The sequence below is a fragment of the Cyanobium sp. Lug-B genome (genome assembly GCF_024345635.1).
Taxonomy (GTDB): domain Bacteria; phylum Cyanobacteriota; class Cyanobacteriia; order PCC-6307; family Cyanobiaceae; genus Cyanobium; species Cyanobium minutissimum.
Map to the genome: position 1 here is coordinate 61,302 of NZ_JAGQBM010000007.1, position 23,415 is coordinate 84,716.

18 protein-coding genes are annotated in these 23,415 nt (G+C 72.1%); all 18 read right to left on the reverse strand.

Annotated features, from left to right (window positions below; genetic code table 11):
- Positions 1 to 4: 4 nt before the first annotated feature.
- Positions 5 to 673, reverse strand: coding sequence for a hypothetical protein (locus tag KBY81_RS03165; RefSeq protein ID WP_106220693.1), 669 nt, complete (start codon positions 671 to 673; stop codon positions 5 to 7).
- Positions 670 to 1,608 carry an exosortase/archaeosortase family protein gene (locus KBY81_RS03170; RefSeq protein WP_254975572.1) on the reverse strand — a complete coding sequence of 313 codons (939 nt, stop codon included), beginning with the start codon at positions 1,606 to 1,608 and terminating at the stop codon, positions 670 to 672. Before KBY81_RS03170 ends, KBY81_RS03165 begins: the two co-directional genes overlap by 4 nt.
- Entirely contained in the window at positions 1,605 to 3,512 is a 1,908-nt protein-coding gene (locus KBY81_RS03175) for a nucleoside-diphosphate sugar epimerase/dehydratase (RefSeq protein WP_254975573.1), read from the reverse strand. Before KBY81_RS03175 ends, KBY81_RS03170 begins: the two co-directional genes overlap by 4 nt.
- 338 nt (positions 3,513 to 3,850) lie before the next feature.
- Positions 3,851 to 4,789 carry a glycosyltransferase family 4 protein gene (locus KBY81_RS03180; RefSeq protein WP_254975574.1) on the reverse strand — a complete coding sequence of 313 codons (939 nt, stop codon included), beginning with the start codon at positions 4,787 to 4,789 and terminating at the stop codon, positions 3,851 to 3,853.
- Positions 4,786 to 5,709, reverse strand: a complete 924-nt coding sequence (locus KBY81_RS03185; protein WP_254975575.1) for a hypothetical protein — start codon at positions 5,707 to 5,709, stop codon at positions 4,786 to 4,788. The genes KBY81_RS03180 and KBY81_RS03185 overlap by 4 nt, the downstream gene beginning before the upstream one ends.
- A 5-nt stretch (positions 5,710 to 5,714) precedes the next feature.
- On the reverse strand, positions 5,715 to 6,449 hold the full coding sequence (locus KBY81_RS03190) for a hypothetical protein (protein ID WP_254975576.1): 735 nt from the start codon (positions 6,447 to 6,449) through the stop codon (positions 5,715 to 5,717).
- A gap of 28 nt (positions 6,450 to 6,477) precedes the next feature.
- Positions 6,478 to 7,356, reverse strand: coding sequence for a glycosyltransferase (locus KBY81_RS03195; protein ID WP_254975577.1), 879 nt, complete (start codon positions 7,354 to 7,356; stop codon positions 6,478 to 6,480).
- Positions 7,353 to 9,104: a carbamoyltransferase C-terminal domain-containing protein gene (locus tag KBY81_RS03200; protein WP_254975578.1), complete on the reverse strand. Its 1,752-nt coding sequence runs from the start codon at positions 9,102 to 9,104 to the stop codon at positions 7,353 to 7,355. Before KBY81_RS03200 ends, KBY81_RS03195 begins: the two co-directional genes overlap by 4 nt.
- A 277-nt stretch (positions 9,105 to 9,381) precedes the next feature.
- Complete coding sequence (gene asnB / locus KBY81_RS03205; RefSeq protein WP_254975579.1) at positions 9,382 to 11,226, reverse strand: asparagine synthase (glutamine-hydrolyzing); 1,845 nt, start codon at positions 11,224 to 11,226, stop codon at positions 9,382 to 9,384.
- Between the two features lie 4 nt (positions 11,227 to 11,230).
- Positions 11,231 to 12,448, reverse strand: a complete 1,218-nt coding sequence (locus tag KBY81_RS03210) for a glycosyltransferase (protein WP_254975580.1) — start codon at positions 12,446 to 12,448, stop codon at positions 11,231 to 11,233.
- Positions 12,445 to 13,479 carry a GDP-mannose 4,6-dehydratase gene (locus KBY81_RS03215; protein WP_106220703.1) on the reverse strand — a complete coding sequence of 345 codons (1,035 nt, stop codon included), beginning with the start codon at positions 13,477 to 13,479 and terminating at the stop codon, positions 12,445 to 12,447. Before KBY81_RS03215 ends, KBY81_RS03210 begins: the two co-directional genes overlap by 4 nt.
- A gap of 106 nt (positions 13,480 to 13,585) precedes the next feature.
- Entirely contained in the window at positions 13,586 to 14,389 is an 804-nt protein-coding gene (locus KBY81_RS03220; protein WP_254975581.1) for a glycosyltransferase family 2 protein, read from the reverse strand.
- Positions 14,386 to 15,843: a hypothetical protein gene (locus KBY81_RS03225; RefSeq protein WP_254975582.1), complete on the reverse strand. Its 1,458-nt coding sequence runs from the start codon at positions 15,841 to 15,843 to the stop codon at positions 14,386 to 14,388. The genes KBY81_RS03220 and KBY81_RS03225 overlap by 4 nt, the downstream gene beginning before the upstream one ends.
- A complete protein-coding gene (locus KBY81_RS03230; protein ID WP_254975583.1) occupies positions 15,840 to 17,012 on the reverse strand; it encodes a glycosyltransferase in 1,173 nt (390 codons plus the stop codon). Before KBY81_RS03230 ends, KBY81_RS03225 begins: the two co-directional genes overlap by 4 nt.
- Positions 17,009 to 18,316: a hypothetical protein gene (locus tag KBY81_RS03235; protein WP_254975584.1), complete on the reverse strand. Its 1,308-nt coding sequence runs from the start codon at positions 18,314 to 18,316 to the stop codon at positions 17,009 to 17,011. The genes KBY81_RS03230 and KBY81_RS03235 overlap by 4 nt, the downstream gene beginning before the upstream one ends.
- A 1-nt stretch (position 18,317) precedes the next feature.
- Complete coding sequence (locus KBY81_RS03240) at positions 18,318 to 20,381, reverse strand: glycosyltransferase (RefSeq protein WP_254975585.1); 2,064 nt, start codon at positions 20,379 to 20,381, stop codon at positions 18,318 to 18,320.
- Complete coding sequence (locus tag KBY81_RS03245; RefSeq protein WP_254975586.1) at positions 20,378 to 21,313, reverse strand: glycosyltransferase family A protein; 936 nt, start codon at positions 21,311 to 21,313, stop codon at positions 20,378 to 20,380. The genes KBY81_RS03240 and KBY81_RS03245 overlap by 4 nt, the downstream gene beginning before the upstream one ends.
- A gap of 4 nt (positions 21,314 to 21,317) precedes the next feature.
- Positions 21,318 to 23,339 (reverse strand): glycosyltransferase, encoded by a 2,022-nt coding sequence (locus tag KBY81_RS03250; RefSeq protein WP_254975587.1) that lies wholly within the window; start codon positions 23,337 to 23,339, stop codon positions 21,318 to 21,320.
- Positions 23,340 to 23,415: the final 76 nt, after the last annotated feature.

A 23,415-nucleotide genomic window follows, 5' to 3' on the forward strand; every position in this document is an offset into this window, starting at 1 on the left:
CTGCTCACGTCTGGATTCGCAGCACCGGCTCCACCAGATCCAGCACCTGCTGCCAGAGCCGGTCGGAGGGGGGCTTCCCCTTGGCCCCGCGCAGGCTGATCAGGGTGCAGGCGTAGCTGCGATTGGGCTGGAGCCCGATCACCCGCTCGAGGGCCGCCTGCCGGCCGACCGCCAGACGGTCGGCGAGGGTGGTGAGCTGCTCGCGGGTGACTCCGAAAGGCTCCGCCAGGCCGGGGCCGGCCACCAGGCAGGTCTGGAGGGTGGGGCGATCCTGGGCCAGGCCGCGCGCCGTCGGTACCGGTGCGTCGAGCAGGCGACGCTGGCGGAGTTTCAGGCTGGCATGGTCCCGGCCGATGGCGCCGGCCTGGAAGTTGAACCGCTGCCGCACCGCACCCCCCACCAGGGTCAGTTCGAATCCGTCCCGCAGGGGCAGGACCACCGGGGCCGACGTCGCCAGCTCGTAGCTGCGCTTCGCTGGCCAGGGGGGGGTGAGGCTGGGACGGGCTGTCTGCGGCAGCAGCTGGGCTCCGCGCAGGGCCGCCTCCAGCTGCTCAGCCGGCAGGGGACGGGGAGCCGCTGGCCAGCGGGGCAGCAGGATCGCCTGGGTCGCCAGAAGGGCGGCGATGGTGGCGAGCGTGCCGTACCACCGCACCAGAAGGGGAGGGGTGATCACGCTCCTTCCCCCGGCTGCGGCGGTGCGGGCAGGGGGGGAAGTTCCCGCTCCAGCAGCCGCATGTAGACCATGCCGAACACCAGCACCGCCACCCCGGAAAAGACCAGGGATCCGGTGCTCTCGTGGAAGAAATCGAACAGCCAGCTCCCCTTGCCGTGGCCGTTGCCCGCGAACACCGCCAGCAGCGCGATGCGGAAGGTGTTGCAGACCAGCCCGATCACCGGCGCCACCAGCACCACCGCGGTGCGGCTGGCCCAGGAGCGGATCGGAAAGGCCAGCAGGAAGATGACACCCACGCAGAGAATCTGGGCCATCAGGTCGACCCCGTTGCAGGGGCCCAGCACCCTCACCCCGCCGCCGGGCAGCAGCACGCTGCGGGCATTCACGGTCACATCGAGTCCGAGCACGCTCAACCAGAGGCCGGACAGACGCGCGGTGAGCAGGCTGATGGGGGTTTCCGGCAGGGTGCGCATCAGCAGGGCGAAGGCCGGCAGCAGCATCAGGCAGAGCAGCGGATCGCGGAAACGGCCCAGGCGGGCTGGTTGCTCCGCCATCAGACCCAGGCTGAGGCCGCCGATCGGCGCCAGGGCGAACAGCAGGCCGTCCCAGTGCAGGATCAGGGCCGAGCGGGCCAGAACCCAGATCAGCAGCAGGCTGCCGATGACCAGTCCCCAGCCGGCGGGGCTGGGGCGGAGCTCCTCGAACTGGTCCTCCATGCAGATCACCGCCCCTCCCCACACCAGCACGGCGAACACGGTGATGTGCTCGCTCTGGCTGCTCTGGAACACGGCGATGTTCTGGACCGCCACGGCCGCGGCCAGGGCCAGCCAGAGGTTGCGGGGCGTGGGCGGGGGAACGGCCGGGACGGCGGCCCGCCAGGCCGGGGGGATCCGCTGCAGGAGGCTGCTGGAGAGTCGCTCGATGCTGTTGCTCATCGGGCCACAGCGTCGACCAGAGGAGTGGCCGGGACGCCTTCATCAGGATCGTATTCCGGGACCAGACGGCGCAGCAGCTGGCCGGTGGTGGCTTCGTCCCAGTGGGCGAGCGCCTCATGCAGCTGCTGAATCAAGGGACTGAGCTGTTCGCTGTCCCGATGGGGTTCGGTGGCCCGGCGGATCAGCGGGTGCTGGGTGGGCTGGTCGGCGGCACTGATCAGGAGCTCCTCGTAGAGCTTCTCCCCGGGCCGCAGGCCGGTGTACTGGATGGCGATGTCTCCGTCGCTGTTGTGCTCGTCCCGCACCCGCAGCCCGGAGAGCTCGATCATCTGGCGGGCCAGGTCGGCGATCCGCACCGGCTCGCCCATGTCAAGCAGGAACAGGTCGCCGCCGACGGCCATGCCGGTGGCCTGCAGGACCAGCTGGACGGCCTCCGGGATGGTCATGAAGTAGCGGGTGATGGCCGGATGGGTGACGGTGACCGGTCCGCCTTTGGAGATCTGCTGGTGGAACAGGGGGATCACGGAGCCGGAGGAGCCCAGCACGTTGCCGAACCGGACCATCGAGAGGATCGGACCACCCGCGCCGATCTCGGCGGCGGCGGCCTGGATCAGCAGTTCGCAGATGCGCTTGCTGGCCCCCATGACATTGGTGGGGCGAACGGCCTTGTCGGTGGAGATCAGGGTGAGCCGGCTGACGCCCGAGGCGCGGGTGGCGGCGATCACGGCCTCGGTGGCGCCGATGTTGTTGGCGATGCCCGCGCAGAGGTTGGCCTCCACGAGGGGAACGTGCTTGTAGGCGGCGGCATGGAAGATCGTGTCGACCCCGTGCTGGCGGCAGATCAGGGTGAGGCGGGCCGCGTCACAGGCATCGCCGAGGACGGCATGGAGTTCGACCCCGCAGGGTTGGGAGCCCAGCTCCCGCTCGATGGCATAAAGGGCGAATTCGTTGCGCTCGACCAGCAGCAGCCGGGAGGCACCCAGGGCTACGACCTGGCGGCACAGTTCGCTGCCGATCGATCCCCCGGCGCCGGTGACCATGACCACCTTGCCTTCGACGCCGGCCTTGAGCAGCACCGGGTCGGGGTTGGAGGGTTCACGCCCGAGCAGATCCTCGATCGCCACCGGCTGCAGGTCGGAGACGATCCTCTGGCCCGTGGCCATCTGGGCCAGGGAGGGGATCGAGAGCACCTCCAGGCCCCGGTGGGTGAGCTGATCCACCAGCAGCCGTTTGCGTCGCCGCGACATGGTGGGCATGGCGAGCAGGACCTTGCGCACCCCGTGGCGTTCGATCAGTCGGGGCAGGCGCAGGGGCGAATGGATGGGCATGTTCTGCAGGGTGCGGCCCTGCAGGCCTTCGGCGTCATCCAGGAAGCCGACGATGCGGAAGCGGGGGTCATTGCGCAGGGCCAGCATCAGACCCATGCCGGAGGCCCCGGCGCCGTAGATCAGGGTGCCATCACCCTGGGAGCCCCCGGGGGAGTGGTTCTCCCGCTGGTCGAGGTGATGGACGAGGACGTCGCGCAGCACGATGCGGCTGGCGATGGCCCCGCCGGTGAACAGCAGCCAGTAGAGAATCCAGAAGGAGCGCGGTGGCTGGGCCCCACCGATCAATGTGCTGCTCAGCAGCAGGATCAGCACCATCGCGCCGGAGCGCGGCACCAGGCCGTAAAGGGAGTGGCTGCCGGCATAGCGGGTGAGCCCCCGGTACCAGCCGGAGACCACGAGGACGGGCAGGCCGGTGATGACGGCCAGGGGCAGCAACAGGATCGTGGAGGGCAGGAAGCCCTTGAGGGTGGTGGCGTCGGGCAGGCGCAGGATGAAGGCGCCGAGATAGGCCGCGACGATCATCAGACCATCGAAGAACACCAGCAGCAGCCGGCGGGCCAGCAGCTGCTTCTGCACGTAACGGAGGAATGAGAGCTGGGGGATCAATCGTTCAGTTCGGCGGTGATCGACGAATCAGGAGATGAACGGGTGAGAAGTCAGGTCGAGAAGGGTGAAAGAACCGACGTCTGGATGATGGCGAGCCGGAGTCCTCACGCATCGATGATCGGGCTGGATGTGGTTTCCGGTCCGTGGAAGGACAGCCCGGGGAAGGAACGGCGGGAGGGATTGCGGCCGGCTGGGCCGACCGCGACTAGGCAATCCGCTGGAGATTGTCGTTCTCACACAGCAATAGTGTGATGGCGGAATGGATCATGGCCCTGGCAATCCCTGCACCCTTTGAGGTTACTGCCCGTTCAAGGTGAGAAGGGGACCGCCTGGTGCCGATCCAGCCACAGGCCAAGGACCAGCTCCAGCAGCAGCAGGCCCAGCTCCAGGGGCAGGCCCCGCAGGAGCAGGCCCGCCCCCAGCAGGGCGGTGGCCCCGATGTAGAGCAGGGCCACCCGGGCATGGGGCCAGCCGGCCTGATGCAGGCGCTGGTAGAGGTGCAGGCGATGGGCCTGGAAGATCGGCTGGCCCGCGGCCAGCCGGCGCAGGACGCAGAGGCAGGCGTCCCCCAGCAGCGGGAAGCCCGCCAGCAGCAGCCCCAGGGCCAGGGCCGGTGTGGTCTGCTGCAGCACCATCCCGGCGAACACCGCCCCCAGGAAGGTGCTGCCCACATCTCCCATGAACACCCGTGCCGGGCTCCAGTTCCAGGCCAGGAAGCTCAGCAGGGCCCCGATCAGCGGCAGCAGGCCATGGCCGCCGTCGGGGGCCATGGCCAGGGCGGCCACCACCAGCAGCACGGCGGCACAGCCGGCGACGAGCCCGTCGAGCCCGTCGCTGAAGTTGACGAAGTTGATCACCGCTGTGGCCGCGAACACCGCCATCGGCACCAGCCACCACGGCAGGGACAGGGGTGTGATCGCCACCAGGGCCACGGCCGTGGCGATCTGCACCCCGTAACGCCAGGCGGCCGGCAGGTCGAGGCGGTCGTCCAGCAGGCCCACCAGGGCCAGCGGCAGGCAGATCAGCGGAATCCAGGCCGGCCAGCCGCCCCCCGCCAGGGGAGCCAGGGCGCAGCCGACGAGCACGAAGGCCAGGCCCCCGCCCCTGGGGGTGGGACGCCGGTGGGAGCTGCGGGCGTTGGGCTGATCCACCAGCCGGCGCCGCAGCAGGGGCAGGAGGCGGTGCAGCAGCAGCGCCCCGAGGCCGGCGCCCAGCAGCAGGAAGGCCGGGCCGTGCAGGACGGTCATGGCACCAGCGGCAGCACGGGAAAGGGTTCGGGGGATCCCCCCAGGAGCCTGTGGGCCGGCGTGAAGCCGGCCAGGTCGGCGCCCATCCGCAGCACCGCCTCGAAGCGCTTCGGGGAGAGCAGCAGCAGCGGCGAGGCCAGGGCCAGGAACAGGCGCGGCGGCAAGGCCAGCAGGCGGCAGTGGCGGGCCCGATCCCCCGGTGCGGTCGCCTCCTGCAGGCGCCGCAGCATGGCCGCGTAGGTCAGGGTGTCGTCGCCGCCGAGGGGGAGGTGCACCGGCTGGGACGGGTCGAAGCCGTCCTCGGCCAGGCGGTCGGCCAGGTGCAGGGCCACGGCGGCCAGCTGGCGGCAGTGGATGGGCTGCCGCAGTCCTCCTTCGCCGGGCAGGGGCAGCAGGGGCAGGCGGCGCAGCAGCTGGCGCAGCCGGCTGAGGTTGCGATCGCCCAGGGGGCCGGCCTGGCCGTAGATGAGGGTGGGGGCCAGGATCCGCAGGGGACGGGTGTGGGCGGCACACGTCTGGGCCAGCGACGCCTCCGCCTGCCGCAGCCGCTGCACCAGATCCCGGTCGAAGCGGTTGGCGGCGAAGCGCTTGGTGATCACCGAGGAGGAGGAGCAGACGACCACCCCCTGCAGCCGCCCGAAGCCGGCCGGGTCACGGCGGGCCCAGCGGTCCAGCCAGGGGGCGAACGACCAGATCGGGGCGAAGCTGACCAGCAGCCCCGCCGGCATCTCAGGCCCGGCGCCGGTGTCCTCCAGGTCGCAGCGCAGGAACGGCGGCGCTTCGCCGCCGCCGGCCGGTGGCAACGGTTCCCGTCGGCCCGCCACCACCAGCTCCCGCCCCGCCGCCCGAGCGATCAGGGCCTGACCGCTCGGGCTGGTGGCCCCGAAGAGTGTGATCGGCGCAGGTATGGGGGGGGCCAAGGGGATCAGACGCAGTCGTTGCCGTCGAGGCGCCCGTCCCATCCGGTCAGGCGCCAGAGGGAGGCCCGCAGCTGGTCGCGCCAGAGGCGCAGCTGGGATTCGGGCCGCAGATCGCCGGTTTCGGCGTCGGAGCCATCCACCCGCCAGCCGGTGCCGGCATAGACGATCCGGGAGATCGCCAGGGTTCGATCGATGTGGGTCGGGGCTGTCACGATCGTGATGCGGCCCTGCTTGGGCCATTTCTGCAGCAGTCTGGCCAGGTGGGTGACCTGGCCCACCGTGTCGCAGCCCGGCAGCAGCCGCACGATCCTGGAGGTGTCCCGGGGCCAGAGCTGGCGGTTCCTGAGGTGGTTGGTGGTGATGGCCTGGTACTCGGCATTCCCCTGGAGCACCAGATAGGACCCCGGCCGATCGCGCCAGAGGAGCATGGCGGACTGGCTGCGCCAGGGATCCTCGATGAAGGCGGAGATGACATCCGGGCCCGAGGTGGCGCCCTTCGGGACGTTGGTGACGGCCTGGCGCGAGGGCCGGGGGGAGGTGCCCCGCGTCCCCTGCCAGGCGGGCGCGAAGAACCAGGCAAGGGCTCCGGCGACGCCCAGGGCCAGGATCCCCAGCCGGGTCTTGCGATTCCACCAGAGCCGTTGCAGCAGCGAGCCCTCCCTCTGCCGCGGCTTCTTCTTGCGGACCCGTTTCCGCCGCGGTTCCGGGTCGGCCCCTGGTGGCCTCTCCTCCTCGGGCAAGGGAATCGCTGCGCAGGCCTGGTCAAGCTTATCGGTCCCGTCCGGGGGACTTCCGCCGCCGCCCCGCCCCGGGCCGGCGGCTCCAGAGTCGCCGGACGTAGCGAAGGCCGAAGGGGAGCCACCAGAGCCAGCCGAAGGCCTGGCGGTAGGCCAGGGCGACCTCCTGCAGCCGCCGGCCGGTCTGCTGGCCGCTGGCCCCCGCTTCCCCCATGTGGACCAGTTCCAGATCCAGGCCCCTGGGCGTCAGGTCGCGGCTGGTGCTGAGGCGCAGGAAGTAGTCGAGGTCGGCGGAGAGCCGGAAGGGTTCGGCGTAGTGATCGAGCCGCCGGCGGGCCCCGGGGCCGATCAGGGTGGCCTGGTGGGGGGGGGTGGAGCCCAGGAACAGGCTGAGGCGGAAGGCCCGGCAGCTGGAGAAGGCGGTGCGCCGCCCCAGGCGCGTGGCCCCGTCCGGCCCCTTGCCCGCATAGCGGCCGCAGCAGACCACCAGATCCGGTGGCTGGCCGCCGCGGGGCCCCCGCTGGGTCGCCTCCATGGCCTCCTCGAGCACGGTGCGGGAGGGCGCCCAGTCGTCACTGCCCCAGAACAGCAGCCAGTGCTCCGCCGGCGCGGCCCGGAAGCCCTGGTTCATGGCGCCGAAGATGCCGGGGAGGGCCGGATCCTGGGGCTGCCAGCGGAAGCGGTGGTCCCGGTGGCAGAGGGCCTCCAGCCAGGCCCGGTGCTCCGGTCCGCTGGGCCCGTCGATGAACAGCACCCGCCAGTGGGGCCAGCTCTGGCGCTGCAGGGAGTTCACCAGCCGCGGCAGCAGGTGGTGGGAATCGAGGGTCGGAACGATCAGGCTGAGCCCGGTGTCGGCGCCTGAGGGTGTGGTGGCACCGGTGGCGGGGCCCGGTGGCGGCGTGGCGTTCACCCCTGCCGGCGGATCAGCACGTCGCCGAGCACGAGCAGGTCCATGCGGGTGCGCAGGAAGCAGTCGAGGGCCTGGGCGGGGGTGCAGACGATCGGTTCGTTCTCGTTGAACGAGGTGTTGAGCACCATCGGCACGCCGGTGAGGTCGGCGAAGGCGCGGATCAGGCGGTAGTAGCGGCCGTTGTCGGCGGCATTGACGGTCTGGAGCCGGCCGCTGCCGTCCACGTGGGTGACGGCCGGGATGCGGGCCCGCTGCTCCTCCCGGATCGGATAGACCTGCATCATGAAGGGGACCTCCCCGTCGAGGCTGAACCACTCGCCCACCGCCTCGGCGAGCACCGAAGGGGCGAAGGGGCGGAACGACTCCCGACGCTTGATCTTGAGGTTGAGGATGTCCTTCATGTCGGCGCGCCGGGGGTCGCCGAGGATCGAGCGGTGGCCCAGGGCCCTGGGTCCCCATTCCATCCGGCCGTCGAACCAGCCGATCACCAGACCTTCGGCGATCGCCGCGGCCACCTGCTCGCACAGCACCCCCTCCTCCGGCCGCTGCAGGCTGCAACCGGCCTGCTCCAGGGCCGTGCGGGTGTCCGCTCTGGCCAGCAGCTCCTCCACTTCACCGGCGGCCGGCTGGCTGCCCAGGTAGGCATGGCGCATCGGCGTGGAACGGGGTCCACCCAGGCCGTGCCAGACCTCGAGGGCGGCGCCGAGGGCACCCCCCGCATCGCCGGCGGCCGCCTGGACGTAGACGCGCCGGAAGGGGGTGGCCAGGGTCACCTTGCCGTTGGCCACCGAGTTGGCGCCGCAGCCTCCGGCGATGCAGAGCTGGTCGCTGGGGTGGCTGCGGTGCAGGGCCCGCAGCAGGTGGAAGAAGGCCTCCTCGTACATCGCCTGGGCCGAGCGGGCGATGTCCATGTGGTGCTGCTCCAGGGGCTGGTCGGCCCGGCGGGCGGGGCCGAGCAGGGCTTCCAGCTCCGGGCTCCAGTGGCTGCCCACCACAGGGGCGCCGTTGCTCCACTGGTGGGGCAGCTTCTGGGTGGCATGGAGGAAGTAGCGCAGATCCAGGCGGTAGGTGCCGTCGTCCTGCAGCTGCACGATCCGGCGCATCGCCTCCATCCGGGTGGGCTGGCCGTAGGGCGCCAGTCCCATCACCTTGTATTCGTCGCCGTAGTTGGGGAAGCCCAGGTACTGGGTGATCGCCGTGTAGAAGGCGCCCAGGGAATGGGGGAACCAGATCTGGCCATCGAGGCTGAGCTGGTTGCCCCGGCCATACCCCCAGGCACCGCTGGCGAAGTCACCGAAGCCGTCCACCGAGATCACCGCCGCCTCCTCGAAGGGGGAGGCGAAGAAGGCCGAGGCCAGGTGGGCCCGGTGGTGCTCGACGAAGTGCAGCTGCGCACGGATCGCCGTCCCGGGGAAGGCCTGGGCCAGCTGCTGGCCCAGATCGGCCCGTTCCCGCTTGTTGCGCCAGCGGGCGACCAGGAAGCGGGGATCGGGACGGTGCCCCAGGGTGTAGGCCACCTTGCGCCAGCGGTGGGCCCCCGGCTGGGAATTGATGGCGACGTGGTCGAGGTCGGCCGGCCCGACGCCGGCATCGGCGAGGCACCAGGCGATGGCCTCCGATGGGAAGCCGGCCCAGTGCTTGATGCGGCGGAAGCGCTCCTCCTCGGCGGCGGCGACGATCACCCCGTCCCGCACCAAGGCGGCGGCCGCATCGGCGTGGAAGGCATTGATGCCCAGGATGAGCGTCATGGAGCTGGGGAACCGGACGGCGGGTGGAGGACGGGCTGGGCGGATGGGGCCCCGCGAAGGGAGATCGGCGGAACCCTGCTCCGGTCCCGGGCACTGGAGCCGTCCCGATGGTCCCCACCACCCGGTCGGCCTCGGCTTCCACGGACGGCTGGCCGGATCAAGGGAGGAAAACGTTCAGCGGATGACACGGCGGAGGCGGCGTTCGCCCGCGGAATGATTCTAGGCGACCTTTCCGGAGCCATCCCCGCCATCGCGGGCGGCCACGCCGGAAACCGGCTCATGGGCGGGGCGCCGGCGAAAGGCTGAGGCCGAGGTGCACCTCCAGCCAGTGCTGCAGCACCATCAGGCTCCAGCGCCGGTACCAGGGCGCCAGATCGATCCCCCGGGGGGTGGAGGGCAGTCGCAGGGCCAGGGGCGAGGCCGGGTCGTCCAGCCACAGCTGGAACGGAAAGCGGAACCCCTGCTTGGGGCGGTTCAGGAACCAGTCGGGCAGCTCCGGCACGCTGCGGGCCAGCAGCTGCTTGCCCTCCGCCAGGCGCAGGGCGGTGGGAATCGGGGCCAGCCGGCGCTGCAGCCGGGCATCCACCAGGGGCAGGCGCAGCTCCAGCCCGGCGGCCATCGCCATCACGTCGCTGTCCGGCAGCAACTGGTTGCGTAGGTAGCGGCTGCCCTCCAGCCAGGCCACCCCTTCGCGGCCCCCCGGCGCTGCACCGCCGCCCGTGCCGCCCCCGACCCCGCCGCCATCGGCGGCCGACGGCACGCCCCCGGGCTCGGGAGGGAGCCCCCAGTGCGCCAGCAGACGATCGCTCTCGGAGCGGGAGAACAGGCCCCGGAAGCAGCCGTAGGCCTCCGCCAGGGAGGCAGGCGCTTCCAGGAGTGCGCTGATCCGCTGCAGCCGGGCGCGGCGCCCCTGGGGCAGCCGCTGCAGCAGCCACGCCGCCGCCGGACCGGCGGGACCGATCAGGCGCCGCCAGCGCCGCAGCTTCGGCACCATCCGGAAGCTGGGGTAGCCGCCGAACAGCTCATCCCCGCCCAGACCGGAGAGGGCCACCTTCAGCCCGTGCTCCGTGGCCAGCCGGGAGACACACCAGGTGTTGTAGCCATCGATGGAGGGCTGGTCCTGGCTGGCCAGGAAGGCCGGCAGCCACTGGCGGGCCTGGTCGGCGCTGAGGTTCAGGGGGGTGTGATGGGCTCCGAAGTGGGCGGCGATGCGGGCCGCCGGCCCCGATTCATCGAACGTGCCGGCACCCGGCGTCTCGAAGCCGATCGTGAACGTATGCAGGCCCCGGGGGGCGAGCGCCAGCAGGGAGGCGGAATCGAGCCCGGCACTGAGGAACAGCCCCACCGGCACATCGCTGACCATGTGGGCCGCCACCGAATCCTCGAGGGCCGAGCGGGTGAGGGCCACCGCCTCGGCGGTCCCCATGGCGGCGGTGCCGGTGGCGCCGACGAGGCTCTCCGGCAGGGCCCCCCAGGGCCGCAGCGTCAGCTGACCCTGGCGCCAGGTGGCGGCGTGGCCACAGGGGAGGCGCTCCACCCCTTCCACCAGGGTGTCGGGCTCGCTCACCGAGCCGGTGGCCAGGTAATGCCCCAGGGCCCGGCGGTTCAGGCACGGCGCCTCGCCGTCGGCGGCCAGCAGGGCCCGCAGCTCCGAGGCGAAGGCCAGGGACCCCCCGGGCCCGCGGCGCAGGTAGAGGGGCTTGATGCCGTGGGGATCGCGGGCGAGCAGGGCCCTGTGCTCCCGGGTGTCATAGAGGCAGAAGGCGAACATGCCCCGCAGCGCCTCCAGCCCGTCCAGGCCCCGGCTCACCAGCCAGGCCAGCAGCACCTCCGTGTCGCCGCTGCCCCGGAAGCGCTGCCCCTCCGCCTCGAGACGGCGGCGCAGTTCGCCATGGTTGTAGATCTCGCCGTTGAACACCAGCTGCCAGCGGCCGCAGGCGGAGGCCATCGGCTGGTGGCCCAGGGGGGAGAGATCCAGGATCGCCAGCCGCCGGTGGACCAGGCAGGCGTTGGCGTCCTGCCAGACGCCGGCATCATCCGGCCCCCGGTGGGCGAGTCGCGGGCCGACCCTGGCGGCGAAGTCGCCCGGGTCCTTCCCCAGCTGGCCCGCGATGCCGCACATGGCCCTAGGCCTCCCGCAGGGAGGGAATCCTCCCGGGGGCGACCGCCTCCAGGTGGGCCCGGAAGGTGCGCCGGGCCGCCTGGGGGCTCGCCTGCTCCCGCACCCAGGTGAGCGCGCCGGCGGAGAGGCGCCCGCGCCGGTCCCGATCGACGCTGATCGCCGCGATCGCCGCCGCCATGGCGGCGGGATCACGGGCCACCAGCTGGCCGGTGCGGTCGTCGATCACGTAGTCCTCCGGTCCGCCGCAGCGGGTGCTCACGACCGGGACGCCACAGGCCATGGCCTCGAGGGCGGCGATGCACAGCCCCTCCTGGTGGGAGGGGATCACGAACACATCCAGCGTCTGCAGCACCTCCGCCAGGGCGGCGGGGGCCAGGCAGGGGAGGCAGCGCACCCGATCGGCCAGTCCCATCGCCACCAGGGGGCCGCGCAGGCGGTCGACGTCCTGCTCGCCCGCCAGAACGAGTTCGACGGGGTGGCCGGCGGCGACGAGGCGGGCCACGGCCTCCAGCAGCAGGGTGATGTGCTTGCGGGGGTCCCCGTAGCGCCCGGCGAAGCCGACGCGCCAGGGCACCAGCCGCTCCGGGGCGGGGAGGAAGACGGCGGGATTCACCGGCATCCGCATCACCCCGTCCATCGGCCGGTGGGCCAGCGCCTCGAGGGCCCGGGCCGTGTAGCCGCTCAACGCCAGGATCCGGCCCCGGGGGGCCCGCAGCACCTGGCACTCCAGCCGCTGCAGCACCGGTCCGTTGAGCATCCGGTCGAGCAGCCGCCGGGGCCGGGAGAAGCCCCGGACGCGATCGACCCGATCCTCCTTCCAGGGAGTGGCCACCCAGGCCAGGAACGGGATCCCCAGGCGGGCGAAGGGGACGGCGCAGAGGGGATTGCCCGTCACCGAGAGGTGCAGGTCGCAGCCGGCCACCAGCTCCCTCCAGGCCCGCCGCGGCAGGTAGTGGGTGAACTCCAGCTCCGGCAGCCAGGCCCCCAGGCCATGGCCGTCATGGTCGCCGTAGACGCACCGTTCCATCCGGCCGGGGCGCCGGCCGCTGGCGAGCGCGTGCAGCGGCACCGACAGACGGGGATGGGTGCTCCAGGGGGCGTACCAGGCGAACACGGGCTCGATGTCGAGCTCCTCGAGCATCCGGGTGACGGCGGTGGTCATGGCGGGCACGCCGCCGTCCACCGGTTCGATGGTGCTGACCAGGGCCCGGGGCCGCCTCATTGCCTGAGCCAGCCGAACAGATCGCGGTTGTCGCGGACCCAGCGGATCAGGTGGCGCACGCCGGCATCAACGCTGATCTCCGGCGTCCAGCCCAGCTGCTCGGCGGCCTTGCTGACATCGCAGATGAACACGGGCTGGTCGCCCGGGCGGGACTGGCCGCTGAGGGGCGTGAGCGTGATCGCCAGCTCCTCCTCCAGAAAGCGCAGCAGATCCCGCAGGCAGAGGGTGTTGACCGGCCCGCCGCCGATGTTGAAGGCCTGGCCGCTGATGCGGTCGCGGCTGTGCCAGGCGGCCTCGTAGGCCCGGGCCAGGTCGCGCACGTCGAGCACGTCGCGGGTCTGCCAGCCGTCGCCGTAGAGGGTGATCGGCCGCTCCAGCAGGGCGGCGATGCTGAACCAGGCCACCCAGCCCTGGTCCTCGATGCCGAACTGGCGGGTGCCGTAGATGCACGACTGGCGGAAGGCGCAGGTGTGCAGGTCGTAGATGCGGGCGTAGTCGATCGTGTACTGGTCGGCCACCCCCTTGGAGCAGCCGTAGGGGGAGTGGAAATCAAGGGGCTGGCTTTCCGGCACCCCGGACGGCAGGTCGCGGAAGCGATAGCCGTGGGGGGTCATCTCCACCGGCACCGTTTCCATGCCGCCGTAGACCTTGTTGGTGGAGGCGTAGAGCACGAAGCTCTCGGGGGAATGGAGCCGTACGGCCTCCATCACGTTGAACGTGCCCAGGGCGTTGATCTCGAAATCCTCCCGGGGGTTGGTGTAGGAGGTGGTCACCGCCACCTGGGCGGCCAGATGCAGCAGCATCGAGGGGCGCACGGCGGCCACGACCTCCGCGAGGGCGTCGGCCTGGCGGATGTCGATCCGGTGGAAGGCGATGGCGGGATGCTGGTCGAGGAGCCAGCGGAGGTTGTCCTCGGTGCCCCGGCGGGAGAGGTTGTCGAGGATCGCCACCTCCCACCCCAGGGAGGCGAAGTGCTGGGCGGCGTTGACGCCGATGAATCCGGCGCCGCCGGTGATCAGGATCGAAGGCATCGAGAAGAGCGGGGCGGGGGAATCAACGAAGGACTCGAAGGGGGCAGTCCGGCGGTCCGGCCGGACCTTAATCCAACTGCCAGATCCTGCAGGGCCCTGTGGGCATTCACGGGGGAGTCGAGAGGCTGCAGCGGCCCTCCAGGAGCATCAGATGGAGCAGCAGTTCGGCATACATGCGTTGCTGGGCGTAGGCCCAGCCGCGCCAGCCCTCCAGGAGCCCCCCCTTCCAGATCAGGCAGAACAGCAGGGCCGCCAAGGGGGCCAGGGGGGTGTGCTTGCGCAGCCGATCCGCCGGGGACAGCTGGCTGGAGGGGGTGGCCCGCAGCTTGGCCGCCTCGATCGCCAGGTAGGAGCCCTGGGAGGCCAGCCAGCGCTGCAGGGGTTTGCGGTCGTCGTGGAAGATCGGCTGCCGCAGCCGCCCGATGGGTCCCGACAGGACAATGCGGTGGCCGTGGCCGTCGTTGCGATAGCGGCCCAGTTCCGGGCGATAGAGGCTGGTGCGGGGGGGCAGCATGCCGCTGCGCAGGGGCCGGCCGCCGATGCAGTAGCGGAACGGGATGGCATAGCCCGCCATCGCGGTGGCCGCCGGATCCCTGATCACCGCCTGGATTTCAGCGGCCAGCGGCGGCGGGATCAGATAGTCCGCATCCAGGCTCAGCACCCAGGGGGAGGTGATCTGGTCGAGGCCGAAGTTGCACTGGTCGGCGAAGCTGTCGAAGGGCCGATGCAGCACCCGGACCGCCCCGTGGCCGGCGAGGATCGCGAGGGTGGCATCGCTGCTGCCGCTGTCGATCACCAGAATGGAATCCAGCCAGTCCAGGTGGGTGAGAGTGCGGCCGATGTTGGCCTCTTCGTTGTGGGTCAGGATCAGGGCGGTGAGGAGCGGCGCGGCGGGCTCGTTCCGACTCATGTCTGGGGCTGGGAGTGCTTCTCCAGGAGGATCTGCTGCCGGCGTCGCTGCTCCTGCCACAGCGCCCACTGCTCCTGCTGCTGGGACACCAGGGTGGGAATGGCCAGGAAGGAGCCGAGGGACAGGCTCATCAGGATGAGCACGAAGGGGTCGCCGTAGAGCTGGGCCGCCGAGAAGAACGCCGGCACATTGGCCAGGGCGAAGGACATCAGCCCCATCAGCAGGGCCGAGGTGGACTGGGGCAGTTGCTTCAGCAGCCGGAAGTTGCGCAGCAGCACGAGGCCCAGCAGCACCAGGATCACCCCGAGCACCACCATGCCGGGGACCCCCAGTTCGAGGATGAGGCGGCCGCCGCCCCCCTCGGACACGAAGCCCACGCTCTGGATGGCATCGCGGGCCGCATTCCTCACCAGGCCCCCCGTGCTGGCCCCGGCACCCACCCCCATGCCGATGCCGTCGGAGATCTCGATGGCCCGCAGGGTGGCGCCGATGCCCTGGGAATCGAAGCGCTCGACCAGATCCTGCTGGATGGTCAGGGAGCGGTTGGTGTACTCGCCGAAGTTCTCCCCCAGATTCTCGGAGAGGATGAAGGCATAGAGGGGGTAGGCGATCCCGGCCACGCCGAGCACGCTCGAGATCACCCGCTCCTTGGAGGCGGGGCTGGCCCGGCGGCTGAAGAGCAGCAGATAGACGGCGACGAAGGCCAGGATCAGCACCTGGGCCTTGCGCCGGCCGGTGAGGATCGTCAGGAAGGCGAAGCCCGCCGCCAGCAGCAGCAGCCCGAACTGGTTGGTGGGTTTCTGGCTGGCGATGCCCATCGAGGCGGCGATGCAGGCCGCCGCCGAGAGCTGCCAGGAGGCGATCTCACTGGTGCGCCAGAAGCCGGAGGCCCCCTGGGCGGAGAAGCCGTGGCGGAAGGTGATCAGCAGACCCTCGCCCACTTCCTGGAGGGTGGGATGGTCGACCCCCTGGAAGCTGAGATAGACGGTGAAGGCCATCACCGTCGAACCGATCAGGTAGAGCGTCAGCAGCCGCCTGAGGAACGGCAGGGAGCAGCCCACCTGGAAGCCCACCCAGAGGCCGAAGGCCGGGGCCAGATAGAAGGCGGCGCCGATGGCGGTGAGGCGGATGTCGGAGAAACGGGCGAAGCTGTTGAGGCTCTGCAGGGCGATCAGGGCGAAGTAGATCGTCACCCAGCCATCGAACTGCGGCACCGTCCAGAACATGGCCCGCAGGTTGAAGCGGCCCGCCCGCTCCAGCATCACCGCGCCGCACAGGGCAAAGCCGACCAGCACCAGGCCGACCATGTAGCCCGGCTGGTCCGGGGTGATCTTGCGCAGGGGATCCTGCACGAAGCCGATCAGCAGGGTCACCATCAGGCCCGCCCGCCAGTCGCCGTCGAGCAGCACGGCGGCCAGGGCGCCGAAGAGCACGATCAGCAGCAGGATGGTCATCGGCCGGCGGAGGAGTTCAGCACCTGGCGGTAAGCGTCACGCAGCTGAAGGGCGATCGTGCTCCAGGAAAAATCCATCTGAGCCAGATTAAGGGCGGACGCCCGCATTGACAGGGTGGGCCGCTCCAGCGCGGTGGCCAGGGTGCGGGCGAGGGCTTCGGGGTCGCTGCCGCAGACCAGGCCGGCGCCGCAGCGCTCCACATCGGCCGCCACGGCCACCTCGGGGGACAGGATCACCGGGGTGCCGGCGGCGAGGGCCTCCACGGCGGCGATGCCGAAGTTCTCCGCCGCCGACGGCAGCACGTACCAGTCGGCCGTCTGCAGCGCCTGCCACTTGGCCTCCCCCTCCACGAACCCCAGCCAGCGGCAACGGGCCTCCAGGCCCAGCCGCCGGCTGCGCTCCTGCAGGCCGGCGACGTAGCGCGGCTCCCCGTCGCCGGCGATGGCCAGCTCCCAGGGCGCCTCCGGCCGGTGCCGCTGCAGCAGGGCCAGGGCGTCCAGCAGGTTCTCCAGCCGCTTCTTGGGGTGCAGCCGGGACAGGAACAGAAAGCGGACCGGCGTGGTGCCGTCCCGGTCGCCCGCCGCCGCCGCCGCAGGGCCGCGCACCCCCAGGGGCAGCACCAGGGCGGGGGGAGCCAGGCCGAGGGCGGCGGCCTCGTCCCGCTCGGCGCCGGTGGTGAAGTGCAGGGCGGCCGCCCGCTGCAGGTTGCGCCGTTCGATCAGGCCCAGCATCAGCCGCTTGCGGCCGCGGCTCTGGGCCAGGCTCCACGGGCTCAGCTGGCCGATGCTGCGCAGGATGTAGGGAACGCTGGCCCAGCGGGCCTGGGCCATGGCGCTGGTGGAGGGGTAGGAGAACAGGGCATGGATGTGCAGCAGGTCGTAGTCCTTCAGGTGGCGGGCCAGCCAGAGACTGAGCCCGGGACTGATGGCGAACTCCCGCAGGGCGGCGACGGGCGGACTCCAGCGGGGAAAGGCCAGCACCGGCACCCCCCGGTGCTGCTGCCAGCGGCCGGTGACCAGGTCGGGGTGCAGCCCCGGGCCGTGGTCGTTGGTGGTGAGGATGGCCGCGTCCACCTCCCGGAGCCGCAGGGCCGCCACCATCTCGACCACGGCCCGGCTGGGGCCGCCCCGCAGCGGGCTGATCGAGGGGATGACATGAAGCACCCTCATGGCGCCGGGCGAATCGCCAGGAAATCGTCGAAGGCCGCCCCCCAGGCTCCTGCCACCGCCGGGGCGGCATAGGCGGCGATGGCGTCACGGTGGTGGCGATGGCGCTCCCGGAACCAGCCGCCCCGCTCCCGCAGGGCCACCAGGGCGTCGAAGATGGCCGCGCTGCTCTCGATGTCGCAGTAGATCCCCTTCTCCAGGCCTTCGACGATCGCCTGCAGCGGGTTGCCGGCCGGCCCGGCCACCAGCACCGGCGTGCCATGGGGCAGGTATTCAAAGAACTTCGAGGGCAGGTTGTCGGTGTGGCGCGGGCCGATCAGCACCAGAAGGCCATCGGCGGCCTCCGCCAGCTGGTGGGAGCGTTCGTTGCTGACGGGGGCGTGGAGCGTGACGTCCTGGCGCAGGAGGGGGTCGCTGCGGATGGCCGCCCGGGCCGCTTCGTAGAGGTAGCCGTAGAGCAGGATCCGCAGCCCGCCGTGGGCCTCGGCCCGCCAGCGCCGCACGGCCTCCAGCAGCGGCTCGATCGGCCGCCAGGGGCCCAGGTTGCCAGGGTGGAACAGCGTCAGCGGCGCCAGGGGTCGCGCCGGCGTCTCCCTGTCGGCCGGTCCGCCGCCGATGCCGGCAGGCGGGACCGCGGAAGCCTCACCGGGATCGAAGCAGTCCGGCAGGAACCGGGCCGGCGTGTCGCCCAGCAGCCCCTGCTCCCGGTAGCGCTCCAGGGTGAGGGGCGAGGCGAACACGGCCCCGGCGGCGGCGGCCAGCACGGCCCGCTGGCGCTCGGGGTGGGCCGGGTGGAAACGGCCCTTCTCCCGGTGGCCGAAGGGATCGTCGTAGATGGCGATGAAGGGCTTGCCGAGCTGGCCGGCCACCTCGAGGGCCACCTCGAGCACGCGGAAATCCGGGCAGATGCCGGCCACCGCATCAAAGGGAAGGCGCGCCGCCGTCTCCAGGGCGGTGGCCCGGAGGCCTTCGAGGGCATGGGTCTGGGGGTCGTGGCGCCCCAGCTGCTCCAGGCGCCGGTGGACCAGCTGGCGCAGGCCGAACCAGAGGTGGAGCGGCGAGCCGCGACGGCGCCGGTTCCTGCGGATGGCGCAGCGCTGGGAGCGGGACACCTGCCGGCTGTAGTGGCAGAAGCGTTCCTGCTCGGGGAAGGGTTCCGGGGTGACGGCATCGAGCCGGGGGTCAGGGCCGATGACGTGGAACTCCCAGCCGGCCGCCGGCAGATGGGGCAGGAGCTTGGCGTAGCGGCGGGCCTGGACGCCGCCGCCCCCCGGCGGCTGGAGGGAAAGGATCAGGGCCCTGGCCATCTCAGCGCCGCTCCAGCCGGGCCAGCCCCGCCAGGATCCCCTCGGCGGCGTTCCGCACGCTGAAGTGGCTGTTGACGCGCTCCCGGGCCGTCTGTCCCATGGCGGCGGCGGCGGCCGGATCGGCGGCCATCCGGCCCATGGCCGCGGCCAGGGCCACCGGCTGGCCGACGGGGCTCACCAGGCCCGTGCGGCCCTCCAGCACCAGATCCTCGGCGCAGCCCACCTGGTCGCTCACGATCGCCGGCAGCCCGCAGGCCATGGCCTCATTCACTACCAGCCCCCAGGTCTCGCCGTGGTCGGAGGGCAGCACCAGGGCGTCGGCCACCGCATAGGCCGAGGGCATGGCCGACTGGTTCAGGAAGCCGGCGAAACTCACCGGCAGGGCGTGCTGGCGAGCCAGTTCCCGGCAGGCCTCCTCCAGGGGGCCGCTGCCCACGATCAGCAGATGCACCGGGTGGCCCAGGGGCTCCATCACCAGCAGCCGCAGCGCTTCAAGCAGGTCGAGGGGCCGTTTTTTGGACTGGAGCTTGCCGGCGAACAGGAAGCAGAAGGCCTCCCGGGGGACGGACCAGTCCTGGCGCAGCGCGTCCCGGTGGGGGCGCAGGGCCGCGGCCCGCTCCGCGAAGTAGGCGTTGTCGACGAAGTGGGGCGAGGGCACCAGCCGGCTCTGGGGCACACCGAACTGGCGGTACCAGCGGGCATTGGCCGTGCCCACCGGAAGGCCCACCGACACCCCCCGGAACAGCAGCCAATAGGTGAGGTTCAGGGGCCAGGGCCTGGGACGGAAGGCGTTGGAATCCATCCGCAGCAGCACCGGCAGGCCCTGCAGCCGGGCGGCGATGAACAGCTGCACCATGCCCAGGAAGTGCCAGCCGGTGAGCAGCAGGGCATCGGGGCGCTGCCGGGCCGGGCCGAAGCCCAGCTCCTTCAGGGGCCGGGCCAGCCAGACGCCCCGGTAGCCGGAGGTGATGCCGCGGCCCCGGCCACTGGCGGCCCGGTGCCAGGGGTAGCCCTCCAGCAGCGGCACGTCCCACTCGAAGGCGACGCCGAAACCCAGCCCCTGGGTGCGGGCGTCCGGAAGGGTGAGATAGAGCACATCCGTGGCCACGCCGGGGGCGGCGGCCAGGGCCTGGAACAGGGGCGTCTGGTACTGGACCGGGTGGCTGCCGGCGATCAGCAGCCGCCGGCGGCGGGTGGGCAGCAGGGCCGGCCCCCTGCGCTGCAGCCGCAGGGCCCAGAGCAGGCCGCGCCCTTCGGCGATCAGGGTGGGGGGGATCCACCAGGGATGGCGCAGGTGGTGGCGACTGCGTACCGACCCCAGCCAGCCGCCCAGGCAGCCCGCCAAGGCCGCCGGCAGGGGCTGGGTGCGCAGCTGGAAGTAGTACCGGCCCACGGCGTGGTCGGGCTTCACCGTGGTGAGGTGCTTGCCGTAGCTGCGGGTGCCGCCCCGCTCAGCCCGGAGGTGGTGGATCAGGGCACCCGGCACGTACTGGATCGGATGGCCGGCCTGGCGCCAGCGGAAGGCGAATTCCGCCTCGAAGCGGTAGGCCACCCGCACGAAGTTCTGGTCGAAGCCCCCCAGATCCAGGGCCAGCCGCCGCGGGATCGCCACGTTGCCCCCCATGAATTCCGCCACGGAGCGGGGCCGCAGGCTGTTGAACAGGAAGGGCCCGTCCTCCGGATCGCTCTGGCCCCCGTGCCAGGGCTGCAGCACCCGCCCGGCCAGCATGGCGTCGGGGTCAGCGGCACCGGCCCGTTCGTGGGCGTTGAGCAGCTCCGGGTCCGGCAGGATGTCGTCGTCGAGGAACAGCACCCGATCGCCGCGGGCCTCCTGCAGGGCCACGTTCATGGCGCCGGTGATCGAGGGGGTCGGCAGCCGCAGCCACCGGATCCGTCCCTCCGCCTGCCAGGCCGCCAGCCGGGCCTCGCTGTCGGGGTCGTGGCGGGGCGTCTGGTCGACCACCAGCAGCTCGAAGGGGGGCGGATCCAGCGCCAGCAGGGCGGCGACGCTGTCGATCAGCACCTGATCGCGGCCGAAGGTGGGAATGGCGACGCTGAGGGTCATGGCAGGGTGGCCAGCTTGAGCCGGGCCTTGAGGTGCCAGCGGTTGAGGGCCAGGGCCTGGCGCAGGTAGCGGCGGGCCAGGTCCGGGTGCTCACGGATGAGGCAGGCGCCGATGAAGTAGGCCCCATCGGCCTGGCGGCGGGGGTCGGGCAGCGAGCCGCGGCAGTGCTGGCTCAGCGCCTCGGCCTCGGCCAGCACGGGACCCTCCTCCCGGCCTGATCGTCGCGCCTCGGTGGCCGCCACGATCAGACCATGGAACGCGTCCTGTTCCCGGCGCCGGGAGCCGCTGATCGATCCAGGGGAGAGGGTGGCCTCGTAGAGCACCTCCGGCACCACCAGGTGCTTGCCGAGTTCCACCATGCGGCTCCAGAGATCGATGTCCTGGGCGAAATAGAACATCGGCCGATAGCCCCCGGCGCGCTCGTAGGCGCTGCGGCGCATCATCACCGAGCCGTGGATGGCGGGCCCGGTGAGACCATCGGCCAGCTCCGCGGGCTCCGGCGCGTTGACCCGCACCGTGGCCCCCTCCGGCACCACGAGGCGCACGTGGGTGGAGCAGAGGCTGGCGTCGGGATGCTCCTCCAGGCAGCGCAGCTGCCGCTGCAGCCGGCCCGGCAGGGAGAGGTCACCGGCGTCCTGGCGGGCGATGAACTGGCCGCGGGCCAGCTGGCAGCCCTCGATCAGGGAGCGGGTGAGGCCCCGTCCCGGCCGATCCAGCACCCGCAGCCGCGGCTCGGCGGCGGCCCGGGCGGCGAGCAGGGCGCCGGTGTTGTCACTGGAGCCGTCGTTGATCACCACGATCTCCAGCTCCACCCCCTCCTGGCCGGTCAGGGAATCGAGGGTCGCGGCGAGGCTGGCGGCGCCATTGCGAACCCCCATCACCACCGACACCTGCGGGGCCGTGCCGGATTCGTGCTCCACAGGCTCGTGCATCACCTCAGGTCATGTTCCCCCCTGGGCGGGGTCCTGGCCGCAGCCGTGTCCGGACTCCCATGCTCAGCCGGGCCGCCCGGCCCCAGCCCAGGGCCGCGGCGAGCAGGCCGTAGAGGAGGAACTCCAGCTGCCGTCGCGGCTGCCGGGCCCCGTGGCGCCGGGCCAGCCGGAACAGCCGGCGGGCGGCCTGCTCGGCGCCGGCGGCACCGCACTGGCGGCTGAGCAGGAAGGCGGAGCGGGAGAAGCGCGCCATTTCGGGGCCGCCGGGGTCGACGCCGGCGGCCAGGGCACTGCGCAGCAGCGACTCCTGGGCGCGGGAGCGGTCCACCAGCTTGCGGGGGTCCAGGTGGCCCCGGTCGCTGAGGTGGTCGTCGCCCATATGGATCCGCCGCACCGACACCGGCGCCGGCACCCAGACCAGGGGAGTGCCGGTCGCCCCGGCCCGGCCGTCGTACTCCCAGTCCTCCTCGTTGATCCAGGGCTGCCAGGGGCCGATGCGGTCGAGCAGGTCGCGTCGGTAAAGGGGACAGCTGGTGGTCCACCAGCGCTCCAGCAGCAGCCGGGGGAACAGCCGCTCCAGGGGGATCCCGGTGGCCCGCATCGGGCCGCACCGTTCGACGGGCCGCCGGGAGTGGTCCTCCTCCAGGCTGGGGCCGTAGGCGATCCCGGCTCCGGGGGAGCGCCGCAGGGCGTCCACCTGGGCGCTGAACTTGCCGGGCAGCAACAGGTCGTCGCTGTCGAGGTACTGGACGAACTCTCCGCGGCTCTGGTCCAGGCCCCGCTGGCGGGCGGCGCCGGGACCGCGGTTGGGCTGGTGGATCACCCGGATGGTCTGCGGATGGTCGGCGGCCAGCCCGTCGGCCACGGCGCCGGTGTCGTCGCTGGACCCGTCGTCGACGATGACGATCTCGATCGGCCGGTGGTCCTGCTCGAGCACGCTGGCCACCGCTGCGCGCAGCAGGGCGGCACGGTTGTGGACCGGGATGATCGTGCTGACCAGGCCGGGGACCGGGGCGGGCCGCAGGGCGGCGATGCGCTCGAGGGCGGGGCGCCGCATCACGGCCCGGGCCCGTTCCAGGTTGGGGTTGTCGGTCTGGTGCTTGAGGGGCTGGCCCCGGTGCCAGAGGTGCACGATCGGCTCGTAGCCCCAGATCCAGGTGGGCCGGGTGAGGCAGCGGTCCCAGAATTCGTTGTCCTCCCCGCCCCAGCCGACGAAGCCCTCATCCATCCCACCGATGGCGGCGTAGGCCTCGGCGGTGATCGCCATCGAGCCGCCGGCCTCCAGGTTCTGCACGATCGCTTCCGCCGGCCTTGCGTCATAGGCGCCCGAGCCGGCCAGCACCGCCGCGCTGTGGGTCTCATCGAGGTAGAAGACGAACCGCTTCGGATTCACCACCGCGTAGCCCCGGCTGATCCGCTCCAGCAGGCGGCGGGCATAGCCGGTGGGCACGAGCATGTCGTTGTCGTGCAGCAGCAGCACCGGGGCCTGGGCCTCGCGGGCGCCGAGGTTGAAGGTGTGGGAGCGGTTGTAGGGGGCGGTCGGATCCGGCAGGGGGCCGTGGATGTGGCGCACCCAGCCCGGCAGTCGGTCGGCGATGCGGGGCTCGCTGTCCTGTTCGATCACCAGGCATTCGAGCCGGACGCCCTCCTGGGCGGCGAGGGATTCGAGGGTCGCCAGCAGCAGGGGCAGCCGCTCGGTGCCCCGGTGGCCGATCAGCACGCTCACCTCCGGTGGCCCAGCGGCCCAGCCGGGGGTGGGCCGGCGCCGGATCGGTGCCGCCGCCAGGCAGCGGCGCAGCAGGCGCCGGCCGAGCTCCGGCTGGATGGCCGGCGCGTGCAGGCGGGAGGTGTAGCGCCACAGACAGGCCTGACCGAAGCCATCGGGGGCGGCCTCCAGCCGCTCGCGGCGGTTGGCGATCCCGAGCTGGGCCGGTGCCGGACGGCGCAGCAGCCACTCGTAGCGGAGCCGGTCCTTCAGCCACACCCCCAGCCGCTCCCGCCGGGTGGGCCCCGCCGCCTCAGCCATGGGACGCACCGGGAGCGTCGAGGCGGGCTGCCGCCGCCAGCAGGTGCTCGGCCTGGGCCCCGGTGCCCGCGGCAGC

Bases quoted from the DNA above. Each gene is read 5' to 3' on its own strand.
- KBY81_RS03220 (WP_254975581.1), bottom strand. From the start codon at position 14,389: ATGAGTCGGAACGAGCCCGCCGCGCCGCTCCTCACCGCCCTGATCCTG.
- KBY81_RS03200 (WP_254975578.1), bottom strand. From the start codon at position 9,104: ATGACGCTCATCCTGGGCATCAATGCCTTCCACGCCGATGCGGCCGCC.
- KBY81_RS03210 (WP_254975580.1), bottom strand. From the start codon at position 12,448: ATGAGGCGGCCCCGGGCCCTGGTCAGCACCATCGAACCGGTGGACGGC.
- KBY81_RS03215 (WP_106220703.1), bottom strand. From the start codon at position 13,479: ATGCCTTCGATCCTGATCACCGGCGGCGCCGGATTCATCGGCGTCAAC.
- KBY81_RS03245 (WP_254975586.1), bottom strand. From the start codon at position 21,313: ATGCACGAGCCTGTGGAGCACGAATCCGGCACGGCCCCGCAGGTGTCG.
- KBY81_RS03170 (WP_254975572.1), bottom strand. From the start codon at position 1,608: ATGAGCAACAGCATCGAGCGACTCTCCAGCAGCCTCCTGCAGCGGATC.
- asnB (WP_254975579.1), bottom strand. From the start codon at position 11,226: ATGTGCGGCATCGCGGGCCAGCTGGGGAAGGACCCGGGCGACTTCGCC.
- KBY81_RS03235 (WP_254975584.1), bottom strand. From the start codon at position 18,316: ATGGCCAGGGCCCTGATCCTTTCCCTCCAGCCGCCGGGGGGCGGCGGC.
- KBY81_RS03230 (WP_254975583.1), bottom strand. From the start codon at position 17,012: ATGAGGGTGCTTCATGTCATCCCCTCGATCAGCCCGCTGCGGGGCGGC.
- KBY81_RS03240 (WP_254975585.1), bottom strand. From the start codon at position 20,381: ATGACCCTCAGCGTCGCCATTCCCACCTTCGGCCGCGATCAGGTGCTG.
- KBY81_RS03250 (WP_254975587.1), bottom strand. From the start codon at position 23,339: ATGGCTGAGGCGGCGGGGCCCACCCGGCGGGAGCGGCTGGGGGTGTGG.
- KBY81_RS03180 (WP_254975574.1), bottom strand. From the start codon at position 4,789: ATGACCGTCCTGCACGGCCCGGCCTTCCTGCTGCTGGGCGCCGGCCTC.
- KBY81_RS03225 (WP_254975582.1), bottom strand. From the start codon at position 15,843: ATGACCATCCTGCTGCTGATCGTGCTCTTCGGCGCCCTGGCCGCCGTG.